General features: G+C 53.7%; 13 protein-coding genes. 4 read left to right on the forward strand and 9 right to left on the reverse strand.

Going from position 1 to position 19,067, the window contains the following annotated elements:
• Window positions 1-8: 8 nt before the first annotated feature.
• On the reverse strand, window positions 9-2,030 hold the full coding sequence (gene rep, locus RAC60_RS14770) for a DNA helicase Rep (RefSeq protein ID WP_033737343.1): 2,022 nt from the start codon (window positions 2,028-2,030) through the stop codon (window positions 9-11).
• A gap of 141 nt (window positions 2,031-2,171) precedes the next feature.
• On the opposite strand from rep, the gene ppiC reads away from it, so the two are divergent.
• On the forward strand, window positions 2,172-2,453 hold the full coding sequence (gene ppiC / locus RAC60_RS14775; protein ID WP_039339212.1) for a peptidylprolyl isomerase PpiC: 282 nt from the start codon (window positions 2,172-2,174) through the stop codon (window positions 2,451-2,453).
• On the opposite strand, the gene RAC60_RS14780 is transcribed toward ppiC, so the two are convergent.
• Both RAC60_RS14780 and pdeH read right to left on the reverse strand, forming a co-directional pair.
• Window positions 2,454-4,514 carry an AsmA family protein gene (locus tag RAC60_RS14780; protein WP_039339211.1) on the reverse strand — a complete coding sequence of 687 codons (2,061 nt, stop codon included), beginning with the start codon at window positions 4,512-4,514 and terminating at the stop codon, window positions 2,454-2,456. It lies immediately after the preceding gene.
• Window positions 4,515-4,577: 63 nt separating this feature from the next.
• A complete protein-coding gene (gene pdeH, locus RAC60_RS14785) occupies window positions 4,578-5,351 on the reverse strand; it encodes a cyclic-guanylate-specific phosphodiesterase (protein WP_058701519.1) in 774 nt (257 codons plus the stop codon).
• A 268-nt stretch (window positions 5,352-5,619) separates the two neighbouring features.
• On the opposite strand from pdeH, the gene RAC60_RS14790 reads away from it, so the two are divergent.
• The 3 genes from RAC60_RS14790 to RAC60_RS14800 all read left to right on the forward strand — a co-directional run bounded on the left by RAC60_RS14790 (window position 5,620) and on the right by RAC60_RS14800 (window position 8,327).
• Entirely contained in the window at window positions 5,620-6,552 is a 933-nt protein-coding gene (locus RAC60_RS14790; protein ID WP_375093963.1) for a sugar kinase, read from the forward strand.
• Window positions 6,553-6,617: 65 nt separating this feature from the next.
• Window positions 6,618-6,917, forward strand: a complete 300-nt coding sequence (locus RAC60_RS14795) for a hypothetical protein (protein WP_375093964.1) — start codon at window positions 6,618-6,620, stop codon at window positions 6,915-6,917.
• A gap of 537 nt (window positions 6,918-7,454) precedes the next feature.
• On the forward strand, window positions 7,455-8,327 hold the full coding sequence (locus RAC60_RS14800) for an alpha/beta hydrolase (RefSeq protein WP_006121422.1): 873 nt from the start codon (window positions 7,455-7,457) through the stop codon (window positions 8,325-8,327).
• Between the two features lie 4 nt (window positions 8,328-8,331).
• On the opposite strand, the gene RAC60_RS14805 is transcribed toward RAC60_RS14800, so the two are convergent.
• From RAC60_RS14805 to RAC60_RS14830, 6 genes are all read right to left on the reverse strand, one after another.
• Window positions 8,332-9,840, reverse strand: coding sequence for a pitrilysin family protein (locus RAC60_RS14805; RefSeq protein ID WP_033737328.1), 1,509 nt, complete (start codon window positions 9,838-9,840; stop codon window positions 8,332-8,334).
• A 246-nt stretch (window positions 9,841-10,086) separates the two neighbouring features.
• Window positions 10,087-11,376 carry a dicarboxylate/amino acid:cation symporter gene (locus RAC60_RS14810; protein ID WP_172677667.1) on the reverse strand — a complete coding sequence of 430 codons (1,290 nt, stop codon included), beginning with the start codon at window positions 11,374-11,376 and terminating at the stop codon, window positions 10,087-10,089.
• Window positions 11,377-11,591: 215 nt separating this feature from the next.
• Window positions 11,592-13,601, reverse strand: coding sequence for a biofilm formation regulator HmsP (gene hmsP, locus RAC60_RS14815; RefSeq protein ID WP_263757234.1), 2,010 nt, complete (start codon window positions 13,599-13,601; stop codon window positions 11,592-11,594).
• A 186-nt stretch (window positions 13,602-13,787) separates the two neighbouring features.
• The gene (locus tag RAC60_RS14820) at window positions 13,788-14,795 is read right to left on the reverse strand and encodes a glycosyl hydrolase family 8 (protein WP_033737323.1); all 1,008 of its coding nucleotides are present in this window, start codon (window positions 14,793-14,795) and stop codon (window positions 13,788-13,790) included.
• Window positions 14,796-14,804: 9 nt separating this feature from the next.
• Window positions 14,805-15,251 carry a cellulose biosynthesis protein BcsD gene (gene bcsD / locus RAC60_RS14825; protein ID WP_162286643.1) on the reverse strand — a complete coding sequence of 149 codons (447 nt, stop codon included), beginning with the start codon at window positions 15,249-15,251 and terminating at the stop codon, window positions 14,805-14,807.
• On the reverse strand, window positions 15,251-19,057 hold the full coding sequence (locus RAC60_RS14830; RefSeq protein ID WP_039339203.1) for a cellulose biosynthesis protein BcsC: 3,807 nt from the start codon (window positions 19,055-19,057) through the stop codon (window positions 15,251-15,253). The genes bcsD and RAC60_RS14830 overlap by 1 nt, the downstream gene beginning before the upstream one ends.
• Between the last annotated feature and the right edge of the window lie 10 nt (window positions 19,058-19,067).

Below are 19,067 nucleotides of genomic sequence, written 5' to 3' on the forward strand. Positions count from 1 at the left end.
TCGGCGCATTAACCCTTTTTCGCCTTTTCCAGCATCGCCCGTAATCCGGCCACCCGACTCTGGCCGGTTTTCATTCGCTCTTCAGCACTGACCACCTTACGCTCGGTTTCCCACACCACATCATCCTGCGGCAGCTCCAGCAAAAAGCGGCTGGGCTCGGGGCGAACCAGTTCACCATACTGACGGCGCTCACGGCATAAGGTGAACGTCAGCTCTTTCTGCGCACGGGTGATACCGACATAAGCCAGACGGCGCTCTTCTTCAACGTTATTTTCATCGATACTGCTCTGATGCGGGAGCAATCCTTCTTCCATGCCAACCAGGAAAACATAGGGAAATTCCAGCCCTTTAGACGCATGCAACGTCATTAGCTGCACCTGGTCTGACTCGTCGTCACTTTCGCCGCGCTCCATCATGTCGCGCAACGTAAACCGCGTGACGACCTGGGCCAGCGTCATCGGCTCATCCAGATCGCTCCCTTCCAGCATTTCCGTCATCCATTGAAACAGCGTATTGACGTTTTTCATGCGCATTTCAGCGGCTTTAGGGCTACCGGAGGTTTCAAACAGCCAGCTTTCATAATCGATGCCGCGAATCAAATCACGGACAGCGTTAACGGGTTCCCGCTCACTGAGCTGGATAATCTCATTGAGCCAGTGAGTGAAGCGCTGCAGATGCTCAAGACCGCGGCCGGTCAGGGTCTGCCCCAGTCCCACATCGAAGCTGGCGTTAAAAAGACTTTTACTGCGGATAGTGGCCCATTCACCCAGTTTTTGCAGCGTCGCCGGGCCAATTTCACGCCGGGGAGTATTCACAATCCGTAAAAAGGCGCTGTCATCGTCGGGGTTAGTGAGTACGCGTAAATACGCTAACAGATCTTTTATTTCTGGCCGTGAGAAAAAGGAGGTGCCACCTGAAATCCGGTAAGGGATACGGTTCTGCATCAAGAATTTTTCGAATACCCGGGACTGGTGATTCCCCCGGTACAGAATGGCGTAATCTTTATACTGCGTTTTATTGATAAAGTGATGAGCAATCAGTTCACCCGTTACCCGCTCGGCTTCGTGTTCTTCACTGTTTGCGCTCAGCACTTTCAGTTCACTACCGATACCCAGTTCAGAAAACAGGCGCTTCTCGAACACGTGCGGATTGTTGGCAATCAGGATATTGGCAGCTTTAAGGATACGCTGTGAAGATCGGTAATTCTGCTCAAGCTTCACCACTTCCAGCGTCGGGAAATCCTCATTCAGCAGGACCAGATTTTGCGGACGCGCTCCGCGCCAGGAATAAATCGACTGATCGTCATCGCCAACGACAGTAAAACGCGCTCTGGCACCCACCAGCAATTTAACCAGTTCGTACTGGCTGGTATTGGTATCCTGATATTCATCGACCAGCAGATAGCGAATACGTTGCTGCCAGCGCTCGCGCACTTCCTGATTACGCTGTAGCAGAAGGGTCGGCAACAAGATCAGGTCGTCAAAATCCAGCACATTACAGGCTTTAAGGTGCTGATCATACAGGGCATAGCAGTGCGCGAAAACGTTATCGCGCTCCGAACGGGCTAATGCCGCCGCCTTGGGCGGATCAACCAAATCATTTTTCCAGTTGGAAAGGGTGGAAATCAACTGCTGCAGTAAGGTCTTGTCCTCTTCCAGCCACTGGCTGGTCAGGTCTTTAAGCAGGGCCAGTTGATCCTGGTCGTCGAACAGGGAAAAGTTAGACTTCATTCCCAGCGCTGCATATTCGCGCTTAATAATCTCCAGTCCCAGGGTATGGAATGTCGAGATCATCAGGCCGCGCGCCTCCTTACGCCCCAGCGTTTGCGCGACGCGCTCTTTCATTTCACGTGAGGCTTTATTCGTGAACGTCACGGCCGCAATGTGGCGCGCCTGGTAACCGCACTCCCGAATCAGATGTGCGATCTTATTGGTGATAACGCGGGTTTTACCCGAGCCAGCCCCCGCCAGCACCAGACAGGGACCGGTGACAAATTCGACGGCACGTTGTTGGCTGGAGTTTAAACGCATAGGGAATCGCTCTGTTGGAATAAGATACCCGCTTCGCCTCACACGCGTGCCAACGGCATGAACGCGGTGCCGTTAACGTCTCTGCGATTTGAAAAGACGGGTTTATAATGGAGGGCAATTATACACAACAGAGACACCATCATGGCGAAAACTGCCGCGGCTTTACATATTCTGGTGAAACAGGAGGCAGAGGCGAGAGTCTTGCTGGAGAAGTTGAAAAAAGGGGAGAATTTCCAGCAGCTTGCTAAAAAACACTCCATCTGCCCTTCAGGCCGAAACGGCGGCGATCTGGGTGAATTCCGGCGGGGAAAGATGGTAGCTGCATTTGATAAAGCGGCCTTCACCTGCCCACTGTTACAACCCTTTGGGCCGGTGAAAACCGCGTTTGGTTACCACATCATCAAAGTGCTCTATCGCAACTGATTATTTTTTGCTTTTCATCTGCTGCAATACCCGGCTGCACTGATTTTCATCATTATCGCTGGGGGAAATCAGTGCCAGTAAGGCCGCCGCCGGTGCTACCACGGCACCCAGGGCAACGGCTGCCGCACCACGCGCCAGTAGTGGCCCGGTCTTCACACCGGCATCCGGATTTTTAAACGTACCACGGACGTACAGCGGTGAGCGCAGGGTCACGATACGAATGCCTTTACTCTCTGGATTCACAGACAGGTCCAGACGTTCAGTGGCGAAATTCGCATTTCCCGTCACGTTGATGACCGCATTTTCCGTATCGAACACAAACAGGTTTGGCGTGGCCAGACCGTTTTGCAATTTCAGATCCGTTGCCGCACAGTTGATGCGCACCTCATCATCACCGAACAGCTTACCAACCAGATAGTTACCGACATTTAATCCGGCAATCTCCATCAGATTGCGGCTAATCAGCCCGTCGTTCATTAGCAGCTTGAGTTGGCCGTTACTGGTTGCGAGCAGGTCAGCCACAGAATTGCCCGTGCCCGTCAAGCTGGCATCACCGTTAAGCTGTCCCAGACTGTTTTGCATTGCCTGTACATTGGGAAACAACTGGCGCAGGCGAAGTTTGCGCGCATGAATATCCGCGCGGCCTCGCATGGGAGAGCGATCGCCTTCTAAACGAATAGTGCTGTTCAGGTTGCCCCCGGCCATACCAAAACGCAGCGGATCGAGCAGTAGATTACCGTTATCAAGCTGCAAATGCGTGTAAAGATCGCTTAACGGCAAGGAATTACTGTGTTCGATACGTTTACCACTGAACTTCACGTCAGCATCCATCACCGACCAGTTTTTCGTATCGAATTGATCATGAGGCAAAACACGATCGGCAGGCTGTGTCGATTTTTCGCCGCGCTTTGCCTTAGCCTGTTGCGTTTTCTCACTGCCTTTGCCGGAGTCAACGCCAATAAGCGGCCCCAAATCTGCCATACGCAATTGGTCAGATCGCAGTTCCCCTACCAGTTTAGGGCGAGGTTTGCCCTGGCTGTAGGTCAGGGAGCCATGAATATCGCTATCGCCAATGTGCCCATTGAATGCCTGATAGCGGAAAACAGACCCATCTTTACCAGTGAATTTAGCAATAAGGCGACCATCTGTTTCATAGGGCGGCGTATCCGGTAATAACACGCCCGTCAGGCCATACAGATTCGCCAGCGTGTCGCCAGAAAAACGCAAACGCACATCCAGTCCGCCCAGATTTAACGGATCCTGCACACCGCCAGAAAGCTGTACCCGTGTAGTACCGTTACGGACATCCGCCTGCACCGGGAACGGTGTCGTCTGGCTTCGCAGTGATAACATGCCGCCGAGCTTACCCTGGCCCGTGAGTTTTTCATTGTTATAGCGCCCTTCGGCCTGCCAGCCGAAAACAAAGTCGCCCGCCCCTTTTTGGCTGTCGTCTCCACCCGCGATTTGCGCGAAAGGCACAGGTTTGCCAAGCGAATTGAGTTTTACAGTGACATCAGCCTTGTTAACCGCATCGCGATAAAGCAGGGTTCCCTGATCGAACAGAATATTGTCCAGCCGAAATGACCAGGCGGAAGGCGGTGCATTGTCATCTTTGCTGTCACTTTCAGCGAGCGTAAACGTCCAGTTGTTTTTCTTGTCGGCGGTTTGAATCAACCGGGCATCCGGCTGCTGTAGCTTTATCCAGGGGATAAAGACTTGTTTGTGCAGCAGTGCCAGCGGCGCAAGCGTTGCGTCGACGCGCTGGAGATGAATCATAGTGACATCGGGAATATCAGGCGGATTGCCCAGCATGATGTCTTCGGCATGCAGATGCGGCCAGGGGATAAAACTGCGCCATCCCGGTTCGTCGCGTTGTCGTTGCCACGCGATACCCAAATCACCACGAATGGCAAAAGGTCGGTTCAGTTCTGCTGAGACTTTTTTGTTGATGGTCGGCTTCAGGCGATTCCAGTCGAATGTGGCAATGACAATGACCACGACGACGATCACCAGGACTAAAATTCCCGCTATCCAACTGACTATTTTTCCAGCGCGTGACATTAGGCATCCTCCCTGCTCTTTCACGGTCTCCGTTAAAGATAGTCGAGAGCGAGCCGGAAGGGATCAATCAAGCTGGACAGGCAGGTACGCCAGTTCCGAAAAAGGGGCGGGGCGTGAGAAAAAATATCCCTGCGCCGCAATGGCCGGAGAGGCTTTTACCTGCTCCCATTCATCCTGCGTTTCCACGCCTTCAACAATAACGCCGTTACAGTAGCGGTTAATCAGCGACAACAGCATAGGAAAGAGTGTTCGCCCTTCCCCCGATGCACACAACAAAATAAACAATTCGCGCGACAACTTGATGTAGTCGTATTTCAGCTCCGTCAGGGCAGAAAAATTTGCCATCCCTGAGCCGAAATCATCCAGCCAGAGCGGCCCCAACTCCGGCATTTGCGCCACCATCTCTTCCTGAGGCAAAACGTGGTGCTCGGTCAGTTCAAAGCGCACCCAGGGCAATCGGGTGATAAGGCTGCGAATCGGCAGATGATGTTGTATTAATGACAGAGAGGGGCCGTCAATATTGACTGATGCCATGACCTCATTATCGGCAAAGAAAGCTTCCCACTGGCTGAGCAACGTTAACTGCTCCTGCACAACGTCAAGGCGCTCTGCTACCTCCAGCTCAGCAAAATACGCTTCCGGGGAGAGTTTTTTTTCAGGTTCAGACGGATGCATGACCGCCGTCAGCAACTCAATCGCCAACAGCCGCCCAGAGACTTTGTAGATAGGCTGAAAGGTATACTGGCGTTGACACTGTCGCCAGAAGAGGCGCTTTTTCTGCTGGGGAGTGATGTCAACTGAAGAAGGTAGCCATTGACTAATATTCTCCATAACCATGGTCTTTTCCTGGTTGATAGTAAGCGCCTTCATTTGGGCGGCTTAGCGGCAATTATCGTTTGTATTTCGATACATAGTGAAAATCTGGCCACATAGGAGCCACGAGTCTACGCGAGTTTTGACACGACAATCGCCGAAACAGGGCGCGTTATCGGGTTAATTATCATGTTTTAGCGCCCTAAATTAAATTAAAACACTGTTTTAAAAAGTTGACGACAGGCCTTACAAACGCGAGACTGAAGCGAACTTTTACTACAGGCCTGAAACCATGACGCAGATAAAGATCGCTATTATTGGTGAGTGCATGATTGAGTTGTCCGAGAAGGGTGAGAACCTCAAACGCGGCTTTGGCGGTGACACGCTGAATACTGCGGTTTATCTGGCCCGGCAGGTCAGTCAACAGGATGTACGGGTTGATTATGTCACCGCACTGGGCATTGATCCCTTTAGCGCAGAGATGATGACTCGCTGGCAGGCGGAAAACGTCAATACTGCACTGATCCAGCGCCTTGCAAACAAAATGCCGGGTTTGTACATGATCCAAACCGACGATAAGGGCGAACGCTCCTTTTGGTACTGGCGCAGTGATGCGGCAGCCCGTTACTGGCTTGATGGCCCGGGTGCCGACGACATTTGCCAACAGCTTAAACATTACGACTATCTTTATCTGAGCGGAATCAGCCTGGCTATCCTGCCTGACGACAGTCGCGCCCGGCTCATGCAACTGCTCGCAGACTGTCGGGCAAACGGGGGGAAAGTGATATTTGATAATAATTACCGCCCGCGCTTGTGGAAAGATAAGGTCACTACTCGCCAGGCTTACCGGACAATGCTCGAAAACACGGATATGGCGTTCCTGACGCTGGATGACGAGCACCAGTTATGGGGCGAACAGTCTGTTGAGGACGTCATTGCCCGCGCACGTGATGCGGGCGTAAAGGAAGTCGTCATCAAACGCGGGGCAGAATCGTGCCTGATTGCGTTTGAAGACCAGCCATTGGCCGAGGTACCTTCCGTCGCGCTGCCAAAAGAAAAGATTGTCGATACCACGGCCGCCGGGGATTCATTCAGTGCGGGCTACCTCGCCAGGCGACTTGTCGGCGCGACGACAGAAGAAGCGGCACGGCGCGGTCATCTTACCGCCAGCACAGTGATTCAGTACCGCGGTGCGATCATTCCGCGTTCGGCAATGCCGGAATGATTGCCAGTCGCTCATAACGGGGACACCGGTACAGGCAGCATGTCTGTGCCTGAAGGAAAACGGGGGTGGATACGAAGCACATTAATCTGGTCTGTCTGGTATACGCGACAGGGAAAAAGCGTCAGGCTTTTACAAAGCGAGTGGGTGTAAGACGTAGATTATTGAGCCAAATCCCCCCATCCTGTTTTTCAAAAACCGCGGTACGAAGCCCAGACGTTATCCGCAGGCAAAAGATATTCAACGATACGGTACCGTCTGCGCTCGCTGAAGAGAGCTTCGATGGCATGGCTTTTGCCATCAACGCAAAGGCGCAGAATGACGTCGATGCGCTAACAGCGTTGGCAGAAAACCGTGGGACACCGTAGTAAAGCCGCCAAAACTGTTCACGAAGGTAAATCAAGGGGGGATAGTTCCGTGAGCCGGAGGGCTGTTACTGAAACGTCACCTGGACCGCCTTCTGGAAAGTTGACGGTCAGGATACACTGACGATTAATAAGCCCCCATGAAGCGGGACGATATATTGAGCCGCAATGGCATCGTACCGTCCGGCATCCAGACATTATGTTTCCTGAAACATCACAGGGGAATAAATTCCTGCTATTTCCGTCAGGGCAACATGAAAAACCGCTCATTTAGCTTAAGTCAGCTCAGCCGTTTTAACGCCGTCGCCTCTGGTCCTCATCTGTTAACAGTTTCTAATCTTAATGCGTTTTTATTCCTTTTAAATTATCAAGTTAGCCAGGCAGCTTCAACGCCAGGCATAGTCCGAATCTCATGTATAAACCGCTTTTAGGTTGGACGATTACATTAAAACAGGCCATCTTTTAAACAGCGACAGCAGGATGCTGTTCTCACGGCCGCGAACAAAACAACGACAACATCTCTCGCATCAGGACACTGCTATGAATACAGAAATTATTAATATCTGGCCAAATGGTGATGCGCCAGGCGCCAGCGATTCTCGTGCTCAGCCCCAGATTGTGGATACCGCAAAAGAGTATGAACCCTACGACCGCGTAGCAACCGGTGTACGCTGCCCGGAAATGGCTATCTGGCATCCTGTTGAATCCAATGGCATCACCTTGCTGGTTGCGCCAGGGGGCGGCTACCAGCGCATCATGATTGATCGTGAAGGCAGTGCGCTGGCAACGTTCTTTACTTCGATGGGTTATACCCTGGCGGTAATGACTTATCGCCTGCCCTATGATGGACATCACGAAGGACCAGATGCACCGCTGGCCGACGCACAGCGCGCCGTGCGCGTACTACGTGAACGGGCACAGCGCGGGCTAAACGGAAAATATATTGTGATGATGGGCTTTTCTGCTGGCGGCCACGTCACCGCGAGCCTGGGTACGCGTTTCGGCGAAAAACTTTATCCCGTTCAGGACAGTGCAGAAAACCTGTCGCCTCGGCCGGATGCAATGGTTCTGGTTTATCCGGTCATCAGTATGCGCGATGGTCTGGCCCATGAAGGATCACGCACACGCTTATTAGGTGCCTGGCCCGATCAAAAAACTATCGATGCTTATTCACTCGAGACCCGGGTTCACAGTCAGGTGCCGCCTACGTTGCTGATTCATGCCGCCGATGATGATGACGTGCCAGTGAATAACAGCATGGTATTTTTTAGCGCGTTACGGGAACATAACGTCCCCGTGGAAGTGCATTTTTATCAGAAAGGCGGGCACGGCTTCGGCATTCGTGGTGTAGCGGATTTGCCCCTTGCCAGCTGGCCGATGCTGGTGACCGAATGGCTCAGGGCAAAAACCTGATCAATCAGGAGGCCGGTGGGGCAGCGTCACCTGCGGGGCTGCTCTCCGGCTGGCTGACGTCAGTGCCGCCTGACTGCGCTGCCGACGGAGCAGGTTCCCCCATCAGTTTGTCCCAGTCAGCTTTAAGGCTTTTCACATTGGTTTCTGTTTCGCCTTCCGGCTGAATCAGCACCATCATGAGTTCCTGACTGAGCTGCTGCCGTAATTCCTGATTCATCTGATCACGTGTCAGACCTGCCAGGAAATCCTGCCGCAACTTTTGATACTGTTCCGGCGCGATATCCACCACAGAATTACGTTGCGAGCGCAGGCGCTGACTGATCAGCACGTCCGTATCAGTGCGGGCATAGGTGGTAAACAGCTTATTCAGTTCCAGCAGCTTCTGAGCCATCAGCGCGTCAAACTCTTCCTGAGGCAAACCGTTATCGCGTACGGCGGCCAGCTCACGTGCCACCAGATTCATATTCTGTTCCAGGCTGTCGTTGCGCGTGTCCATATTAATGGAACACTGGGCGCGTTGATAAAGCACCCGGCAATCAAAGCCAACCTGAACGCCCTGCGCTTTGCTGTTGCTCAACGCACGTTGAACGTGCCAGAACAGCGCCTCACGCGCCAGGTCGCCCCGCCAGTAACGCTGGAGGTTTTGTGAATCACGGATAGGCTGCCAGGGTGTATCCCACACCAGAGAAAGGCGGTCCTGCGCACCACTGCCGCTTACCAGATTCACTGGATCATGCGGTAACGGGGACAAGGTCGGCACCGGCGCAGCCGAACTGCGCTTGCCTTCCAGCGAGGAGAACGCTTTATTGATCTGCTCAGAAAAACTACGGCTGTCGACATTGCCGACCACATACAGAGTGATGGCATCCGGCGTGTACCACTGCTGATAAAAGCTTTTTAGCTGTGCGATATCCACCGGCGCGCGCGGTTTCTCTGCCGGATCGTGTGCTAATAGCGCGGACCCTTTCAGTCTGTAGCGCCACCAGACATCCTGCGTATCCGTTGGCCAGGTTTTAACCGGATCGGAAGCAGATAACGCGGTGTCCACCACCTGATTAGTGATCGCCATATCGCCAGCCGTCGCAGCCAGCCAGTTCAGGGCTTCCTTTAACAGGTCTGGACGGTTATTGGGTAAGCTTAAGTTATACTGCGTGTAATCATACGATGTGATGACGGGCGGTAACGGGCGCTGTGGATCGATGCCCTGCTGCCATAAAGCACGCTGCTGATTTGTATCCAGTGCGGTGTTATGAACCAGCGCCAGACGTGACAAAAGGTGGCTAAAACCGGTTTGCTGCGCACTTTCTACCAGTGAGCCTGTGTTAACCACCATACGCAATTCAATGCGGTCGCTTGGCCGTTGCGGTGTTGCCAACAGTTGCCAGCTAAATCCGTTGTCCAGTTTTCCCTGTTGCCAGGCTGGATCAGGTTGCAGCGTTTCAGCGGATGCACCGTAACTGGTCGCTGCCAGCACTAGTCCACCAACCAAAAGCCGAATTCTGGTGCCCTGCATGTGAACCCCTACTCAAACAATTCAAAAAATCGTTATCACTGGCACGTTTAGCCGCGTTTATAAGCGAACCGGTCATTGCCGATTCGCGCTGCCGATCATTAACAACAGGTTTGACCACAGGAAGACCGGGATGTCACGCAACGAAGTGAAAAACGTTGAAAAAAAACAAGTGGGGTTATTATCCAAATGCCCGCTGTCAGGGCAAGTGACAGCGGGCATTTGAGAGGATTAAATCACATTCAAGGATTAAATCGTGGATTCAGACGGGTCTTTTGCGCCATTTTTGCCCGCTAATGTCTCACCCAACTGTTTTTTATCCAGTTGATCAACCCATTTCGCGACCACAACGGTTGCTACGCCATTACCTACCAGGTTCGTCAGCGCACGGGCTTCTGACATAAAGCGGTCGATACCCAAAATCAGCGCCAGGCCGGCGACGGGTAAATGTCCCACTGCCGACAGTGTTGCAGCCAGAACAATAAAGCCGCTGCCTGTAACGCCCGCCGCCCCTTTAGAAGAGAGCAGTAATACCACCAGCAGGGTAACCTGATGGAAGATATCCATATGCGCATTTGTTGCCTGAGCAATGAAAACGGCCGCCATCGTCAGGTAGATAGAGGTACCGTCCAGGTTAAAGGAGTAACCTGTGGGAATGACCAGTCCCACCACGGATTTCTTACAACCCAGCCGCTCCATCTTATCCAGCATACGCGGCAGCGCCGATTCGGATGAGGACGTCCCCAGAACAATCAGCAGTTCTTCTTTAATGTAGGCAATGAATTTGAAGATGCTAAAGCCACCGAAGAGGCGGGCAATCAGCCCCAGCACAACGACTACAAACAGCACACAGGTAATATAGAAACAGATAATGAGCTGGCCAAGCTGCACCAGTGAACCTACGCCATATTTACCAATGGTAAAGGCCATGGCACCAAAGGCCCCGATAGGCGCCAGGCGCATAATCATATTGATAATGCCGAAAATGACCTTTGAGAAGCTCTCGATCACATTGAAAATCAATGTGCCCGTGTTGCCCAGACGATGCAATGCGAAGCCAAACAGCACGGCAAACAGTAATACCTGCAGGATATTGCCACTGGCGAAGGCGCCAATCACGCTACCCGGAATCACATCCAGTAAAAAGGCCACAATGCCTTGCTGCTCAGCCTGTTGCGCATAGATGGCAACCGCTTTGGCATCCAGCGTCGCAGGATCAACGTTCATTCCCGCGCCAGGTTGCACAACGTTAACGACGATCAGGCCGATAATCAGCGCAAGGGTACTGACGATTTCAAAGTAAAGCAGCGCAACCGCACCGGTGCGACCCACGGCTTTCATGCTTTCCATTCCGGCAATACCGGTAACGACTGTGCAGAAAATCACGGGGGCGATGATCATCTTGATCAGTTTAACAAAGCCATCCCCTAGCGGCTTCATCTGCGTCCCTAAATCAGGATAGAAATGGCCCAGAAGCACGCCGATGGCGATGGCGACCAGAACCTGGAAATAAAGGCTTTTAAATAGTTTCATAAACAGGTATCCACTAACGAGAGGTAATGTTGTCGGATTTTTTATTGTGACTGTCTGACAGGGCTGGCAGGTCAGGCAGTGGACAGAAAATAACACTCTGTTTACGTGATTAATACAGGGCTGCAAAGTCAGGGGAAATGATAGGCGCGTAATTCTGAACTGAAACGCTTCAGCAAGGGGTTTTGTAACTAAATTTCTCGCAAAATCAAGGAATCAGGTCGTTATTCCTCCTCCAGGGCATTATCCAGCCATTGATGAGTAAATTGCGCCAGCGGCACGGCTTCAGAATAAAGATAGCCCTGACCAATCGTGATACCGCGGGCCAGCAGCCAGTCACGCTGTTCACTGGTTTCTACCCCTTCAGCAATGACATCCAGGTCAATAATGTCAGCAATGGCCGCCACGATACGCACCATCGTGTCGTCCTCAGGCAACGCGGCAACAAAGCTGCGATCCATTTTCAGTTTGTTAACCGGTAAGGCTTTAAACTGATGCAGGTAGTTAAGATTGGAATAGCCCATCCCAAAGTCATCCAGTGCAACGGCAACGCCGGTTTTTTGCAACATCCGCAGCAGGGAAATAGCCTGCTCAGCATCGCCCATTTGCGCGGTTTCGGTAATCTCCAGCACTAATGTGCCTGGCGCAATTGAATGGCGCACCAGCAAGGATTGCAGATGATTCACAATGCTGACATCGCGTAACTGAACGGCAGAAATATTGATACTCAGCGGGACCCTCACCCCATGGCGCTGCCAGCCAGCCAGAATGCGGCATGCTTCTTCAAATACCCAGCGGCCAATCGCTGAAATCACCCCGATTTCTTCCGCGCTGGCGATGAACTCTTCGGGTAATCCGTACCGGCCGTCCGCCTGACGCATACGCAGTAGTGCCTCCGCACCCGCCAGCCTGCCGGTGCGCATATCAATCTGGGGTTGCAAATAGAGGGCAAACTGCTCGTCGTGCAAGCCCTGTAAGATATCGTGTTCCTGAGTTAAGCGCTTTTGCGCCCGTTCGGTGAGGGCGGCATCAAAAAACAGGATCTGATTTTTGCCCTGACGACGGGCTGACATCATTGCGGAGGTCGCACGATCCAGCATCTCATTAGCCCCCGTCGTTTCATCTTCTTCGCTTAACGCCAGACCGATACTGGCATTGGGTCGCAGTTGTAGCTGATGCAGAGTGACAGGCTGATTAAGGCGAATCATCAGATTGCGGGCCAGCCGCATCGCGCGAAAGGGGTTGCTGGCTGATTTCATCAGTAAGACAAAATCACTGGTAGCAGTCTGTGCCAGCAATGTCTGATCATCAATGGTGCTGCGAATTTTCTCGGCCAGCGTCAGCATCAACGTATCGCGCTGTTCATCACTGAGTACACCATTCGCTTCCTGCAGGGTTTCGATGCGTATCACCATCACACTAAAAGCATGGCGACGAGCGCGGATAAACTGTTCCAGTAAAGCTAAAAACAGCGCCCGATTCGGCAGATCGGTGACGTCGAAATGCGTTGTTAACCGACTCATCTGATCATGAATGGACTCAAGCACCTGCTGGTTGCGGTTATAGCTGCGAATCAACATACCGATTTCATCGTCACGGTGATCGGCTGGCACAGACAGTTTGTGGGTCAGAATCGCCTGCGGTGGCAGTTCCTGTATTTCACGGGAGATACGGCGCAGCGGATGCACCACCAACCGGTTTATACACCAGCTAATTGAAACGGACAGGATGAGTGCTAGCAGCAAATAGGTGATGATCATCGTGGAGAACGTGCTCAGAATAAACTGGTAAACACGAAATGAATTCGCCTGCAGTACCAGATAAGCCAGCGGCTTCGGTAAACCGGTATGCTCAACAGAGTAGAGCGGTAAGGTGATTTGCACCGGCAGTTCAAAGATCCTGGCGATCAGTCTGGGAACGGGTTTTTCGTTTTCGAAGTTCGCATGCAGCGCCTGGAACGCATTCGGCAGCACCACATCAGCACGCGACAAAATCCCGGCGGGTTTTAACGAATTAAGAATGCGTTCAGCCTGAGGGATGTCCGCTTTCAGCACCGCTTCAGACAGCGGCTGACGCACGGTATGCGCGATATTCTCCATCTGCTGGGCGTAGTCGATTCTGCGCTGTTGCACAAAATGAAACAGTTGGATAACGATAAAAATGCTGATGGTCACTGTCGCAATCAGCGAGACTGTCGCCATCTGTTTTATCGTCAGCGATCGGCTTACGCGCAAAAATTCACTCCCGGCTCGTGACGAGCGTAGACATCAGAAAAGAAAAGCGCGTCAAGTATATCCTATCGCAAGATGTATTTGTGGCTTAAGGGGGCGGAAGCAGACGAATCGGAATTGCGGTCACGTCAGTGACCACAAGAAAAGCGGCATGCCGGAACAGCATGCCGCAGAGCGGGCATCAGGCGCTTAGTGCTTCTCCTGCCAGGCTGTCCAGGTCAGCAACTGGAGGCTGGCAGAAAAGTAGTTCTGCCCGGGCGACAGCTTGTCGCTCAGGTAGCCGGTTTGGTTCAGCACCAAATCCCGTACCGCTAGTAAGCCGCCGTCCATATTATAAGGGGCCGCCGTATTGGCCAGAACATCAAACCAGGCTGGCGTATTCGTGCGACTATAACCTTGCCAGAGGCGCTGAAAGGGGCCCAGCGCCAGGCTTTGCGGATCGTACCACCAGATGTTGAGCGGGACGCGAATCGCGTCATAACTGAATCGGTTTGAATAGCCCACCGCTGGCGCAACGGAACCATCCGCATTCAGCGCTACCCAGTCCAGCGGCAGGTCGCTGTTGCCGAAATGCATTTTGCCCAGCAAGGCCATTCCACCGTCAATCAGCTTATTCCATACCTGTAGATGGCTGCGCTGGCCAAACTCCTGCCAGGCAACAAACAGAAAATAAGACGGGTTCAGCACCACATAGCTGTTTTTGTTGAAACCCTGCGCACCGGGCATCAACACGGTGTAACCGCCGAAATTCGCCACATCCAGTTTTACAATGGCACGCTGAATGCGGTCTGATTCCTGTTGGTAATCTGCGACGTTCCACTTTTGCGCCGCACGCTGTAACGCCCAGGCAATTAACACATCGCCATCAGAAGCATTGTTTTTATCCGCTACCGGATCCTGTGCTCCGGGAATATAGCGCCAGTAGAACAGATCGTTTTGCGGATTTCGCAACGTGGTGCGCGTCCATTTCCAGAGCCGGTCAAAAGCCGCGCGGTCATCGTAGGCGACCGCCAGCAACATGCCGTAACCCTGCCCTTCGGTATGGCTGACATTATTATTTCCCGTATCAATAATGCGCCCGTCTGACTGCAGGAAGCGGCTTTTGTAGGTATCCCACCCGTTGGCCATCGCCTGAGCACTAAAAAACATCACCATAAAACAGACCAGAATTCCTGACCACACTGACTTAAGTCTCATCAGAGCACCTTATTGATATCGGAAATGCAACGTATTGCCGTCATTAAGCTCCAGCGTCACCGGTACGGCTTTATTGCCGCCCTGTCCCTGAAGCCAGCCGGAGAAAAGCCCCGCGAGAATGGCAGCAAATGCCGTCTGCCAGTCGGCGGCAGGCTGATAACTGTCGCCTGCGGGTGCAGCGTGGTGCTTAATTAAAATGGCACTATCCTGCGGCTGTAACTGAACAAACCCCCAGTTGAAGCGGGCCAGTTGCAGGTTACATTCACGCTCCAGATCCTGCACGGTACGGGCTGCGGGCAACGCATAACGTGCCGCAAGTGATTCACCCATGTTATATAAAAAAGCCGTGGCCTGCTCCTGGCCCGCGTTGGCAATCATGCCTTCGACCAGAACGCTGACCAGATCAAACCAGCCAGGCTGATGTGGGTGGCTCGGCCCACTCAAAGCTTCACTCATTAGTTGTCTCCGAACAGGTAGCGGAAATAGAGCTGCGCGCTGCTTTCGTTATAATCACCAAAGGTGTCATAACCCAGTTGCCCGCCAATCGTGACATCTTTATCGATTTTATAATCGGCACCTGCATGCAGGTTGTAACCTACACCGTTTTTACTGTTGCCCTCGTAGAAGGCGCTTTTGACATGCCCGTTGGCGGCCAGCGCTTCCAGCTGTGCCTGACGGGACGGATCGTTCGGGAAGTACGCACTCTTATCCTGGCTGTAACTCTGGTAACCCAACGCGCCGCCAATATTCACCTTCAGGTCATCGAAGGTGCGCGTGAAGTCGATCGGGAAGGAGATGGACGCATAATCCTGCGGGCTAAAATAGCCACCCTGTCCGTAGCTGAAGTAGCTGAGATTTTTTGAGAAATCCATCCACGATAAACTCATACCGACTTTAAGTTCACGATCGTCAGCATGGAATGGACGAACATAGACGCCCGCGTTGGCTTGCAGGTTGTTGTTACTGGCTACGTTTTCACCTACATAGCTGTATGCGCCAGCTCCGACATACATGCCGGCGTCGCCATTATCGTAGCTCAGTAAGGCATTACCGCCGTTTTTGGTGACGTTCCCCCAACGCTTGCCGCTGGATTTATCTTCAGTCCCGACATAGGACAGCAGACTGTCAGTAATCGCACGCCGTTCCCCGGTCAGGATAAGCGTCAGGAAGTCCGTGATTTTGGGCGACCACTGCACACCACCGACCAGCGTATTCAGGTCCTGGCCCAGCGGCGTACTGCCTAAATCCACTTTGTAGCTGTCGCCCTTAAGCGCCAGGCTTAGCTCAACCCCAGAGGCCGTTTGCGAATTGGTCGAGGCCGTCGGCACATCGTCCACTTTTGCGCCATTGGCCGCCACCACTTTGCCTTGTTCCAGCGCGTTGGTGCCGAAACGCCGCCATGCATCGCCCGCAGCGCTGCCCGCCGTCAGTGACACTGGCGTCATGGTAAAGTCGAACCGTGCGTCGCCGAACGGCACAGTTGAGAAAGTGAGTGGAGCTTTCGCTTCCGTCAGCTGACTCAGGCCCGACTCACCGTCACGTCCGCGTACCTGTACCGTGCCCTGTGCCCAGGTGCCCGTTTTTTCCTGGAGGGTTTCCATCATGGCATCAATATCATGTAACGTCTGAGCCTGCTGAGAGGGGACATTCGTCGTACTGGCCACGGTGGCATCCGGCGATGTGCCTGATGAGGCCGGCGCAACCTGCCAGGGCAATACCGTGCCATACGTCGACGGCGTGCGCCCAACAGGCGAGGTGCTGCGGTTCACAAATGGGTTGTCGGCGAGTGCCAGTCCGCCGATGGTTGGCGTGGTGCCGGGCTGCGCACCTTGCAGACCGATAATTTGTCCCCGCGCCGTTCGCAGATAACGCATGGCCTGGCTATGGTCGCCATTGGCTTCTGCCACCTGCGCGAGGAGCAACTGACGTTGCGGCGTCGGGTCGGGCGTCAGGCCACGGGCCAGTTCATTGGCACGCTGCACATCGTTTTGCGCCAGGGCAACATTGATCGCGCCAACGCGCGCGTCCTGCGACGGCGTATCCTGCGTCATTAAGTAGTCATAGACGACGCCCGCGTCTTTATTCATTTTGCCGTCCTGATAGAGACGGGCCATGGCAAACATTAAATCGCGGTTTTGTGGATCGCGCTGCAGCGCGCCAATTAACTTATCGTACGCGGCGGCGTACTGTTTCTGCTGACGCAGACGATCCACCTCGTTAATCAAATAGCCTTCACGCAAGTCGGCCAGTTGCTTAGGCGTACTGCGTGCCTGCAGCGCAGGCGTGCTCAGAAAACGTTGTGCTTCACTCTCAAGTCCGGCCTGGTTCAGCACGGCCACCTGTGCAGCATAGTCACCGGCATTGCCCTGAACACCCCGTTGCATATTGCCACGCACGACCGCTACGGCACCGGCAAGATCGCCGGCTTTTGCCAGTTTCTGTGCCAGATTTCCCGCATCAACCGGATTATCCGGCGGGTTGACGGCAAGGGCTTTTAACGTATTCGCCGCTGCCGCATCAGATCCTTGAGCCAGATACTGATCGGCCGTGGCCATTTGCAGATTAAAATTTACCCGCTGTGCCAGTTCTCGCATATCACGCGTTTGTGCACTGGCGGGAATACGGGCCAGCAATGCGCTTGCCTGCTGCCAGGCACCACTTTCGCTGGCGTTTAACGCACCAGCATAAAGCTCAGCCGTGCTGGCGCCGTCGCGCATCACTGGCTGCATCACGCTCGCCGCCTGGATTGAATCACCTTGCTGCCGATAAAGTCGCGCCAGATCAAGGCGTAACCAGCCATCCTGCGGATAGCGCTGAATGCCCTGCTGCAAGGTGGCGATAGCCGCACTGATGTTGCCCGCTGCCACCTGCCGCTTCGCCAACTGGCGAACAGGATCGACGCTGCTGCCACGCGGCGCCACACTTTGTCTGACGCTTTCTGGCAGCGAAGCCAGTAATGTATTGGCCTCCGCAGTGCGATTCTGCTGGCGTAACACATAGAACAGCCCTTCGCGCGCATTGCGGTTATCCGGATCGTTTTTTAAGATCGTGCGATAAGCCTGCTCAGCCTGCTCAGGTTGATTGCTTCGACGTAACACATCAGCGCGGAATAAGCCTGCTGCCACGCCTTTTTCGCCTTCCGCCTGAGTAAGGGGGGCGCTGAGTGCCAGTGCCTGCGCACTGTCACCGTTTTTAAATGCCTGTTGGGCGTTGGCTAACTGGGCATAAAAACGCGCATCAGCAGCCTGCTTCTGCCGATCGGCGCTCTGATCGCCGCCCAGTTGTGCCGCGCGCTGCAAGTAGTCCGCCGCCTCCTGATAACGGCCTTCTCGTTGAGCCACATAACCCATGCCAGCCAGCGCATCCGCATCCTGGGGGTTCGCCTGCAGCACTTTGCCAAAACTGGTTTCTGCGCTGTTCACATCACCGCTGTTCAGCGCGCTAAAACCTGCCCCCTTCTCCGCGCCGCCGACATTTTTACGGTAATAGTCCATCACCGCAGTATCCTGGGGATGACGCTGCTGCCAGGTTTGGTAAAGCGGCGCATCTGAAGCCTGGGGCCCCAGCCATAAAAGTGCCTGGCGAAGAGAGCGATCGGCATCCTGATTGCCGCTGGCCAGTGTACTGAGCAGCTCAATCCCTTCACGTCGGGTTGAATCCTGATATGTCAGTGCTTTTCCCAGCGCCAGTCTGGCCCCCATATCCTGCGGATGCTGAGCCGAAAACTGGCGCAATGCTTCAATCGCCTGCGGCAGCAGGGCACGGTCACCCGCCATGGTCAGGTAATATTCCGCAGCAACGCTGGGGGGCGGCTCATTGCCGCTAAAGGTATTGCGCCAGGTTTGCAAGGCCGCCGCGATATTGCCACTCCGCGCCTGCTGGCGAGCCAGGGAGAGCTGTGCCTGAGGAATGCTTTGCAGCTGGCGAGCGTTATCCAGTTCAGCCAGGTGCGGATCGTTGGGCGAAACCTGGCTGAGGCGCGCACGGTACTGCATCGCGCCCGCATTATCGCCACTTTGCTGAGAATAGAGCGCCAGCAGGTAAAGTGCCTGGGTGTTATCAGGCTCCACCATTAACACTTTCTGCAGGGACGCCTTCGCCAGATCATCGTGCGCTTTTTGATGCCAGTAGGTTGCCTGATCAAATAACGCCTGCAGCGCAGGATTGCTGCTCTCCGCTGCCTGAAGCGGCAGAGATAAGGCGATTGTCCCGCCCAGCACTAACGCGCGACAGATCCCGGCACTGATTTGGTTTTTATTCATTATTATGGCC

Origin of the sequence: Pantoea sp. BR_17 (assembly GCF_041955125.1) — a bacterium.
Taxonomy (GTDB): Bacteria; Pseudomonadota; Gammaproteobacteria; order Enterobacterales; family Enterobacteriaceae; genus Pantoea; species Pantoea stewartii.

Excerpts from the sequence above, each read along its gene's own strand:
- rep (WP_033737343.1), bottom strand. The coding sequence starts at position 2,030 with ATGCGTTTAAACTCCAGCCAACAACGTGCCGTCGAATTTGTCACCGGT.
- ppiC (WP_039339212.1), top strand. The coding sequence starts at position 2,172 with ATGGCGAAAACTGCCGCGGCTTTACATATTCTGGTGAAACAGGAGGCA.
- RAC60_RS14780 (WP_039339211.1), bottom strand. The coding sequence starts at position 4,514 with ATGTCACGCGCTGGAAAAATAGTCAGTTGGATAGCGGGAATTTTAGTC.
- pdeH (WP_058701519.1), bottom strand. The coding sequence starts at position 5,351 with ATGGTTATGGAGAATATTAGTCAATGGCTACCTTCTTCAGTTGACATC.
- RAC60_RS14790 (WP_375093963.1), top strand. The coding sequence starts at position 5,620 with ATGACGCAGATAAAGATCGCTATTATTGGTGAGTGCATGATTGAGTTG.
- RAC60_RS14800 (WP_006121422.1), top strand. The coding sequence starts at position 7,455 with ATGAATACAGAAATTATTAATATCTGGCCAAATGGTGATGCGCCAGGC.
- RAC60_RS14805 (WP_033737328.1), bottom strand. The coding sequence starts at position 9,840 with ATGCAGGGCACCAGAATTCGGCTTTTGGTTGGTGGACTAGTGCTGGCA.
- RAC60_RS14820 (WP_033737323.1), bottom strand. The coding sequence starts at position 14,795 with ATGAGACTTAAGTCAGTGTGGTCAGGAATTCTGGTCTGTTTTATGGTG.
- bcsD (WP_162286643.1), bottom strand. The coding sequence starts at position 15,251 with ATGAGTGAAGCTTTGAGTGGGCCGAGCCACCCACATCAGCCTGGCTGG.
- RAC60_RS14830 (WP_039339203.1), bottom strand. The coding sequence starts at position 19,057 with ATGAATAAAAACCAAATCAGTGCCGGGATCTGTCGCGCGTTAGTGCTG.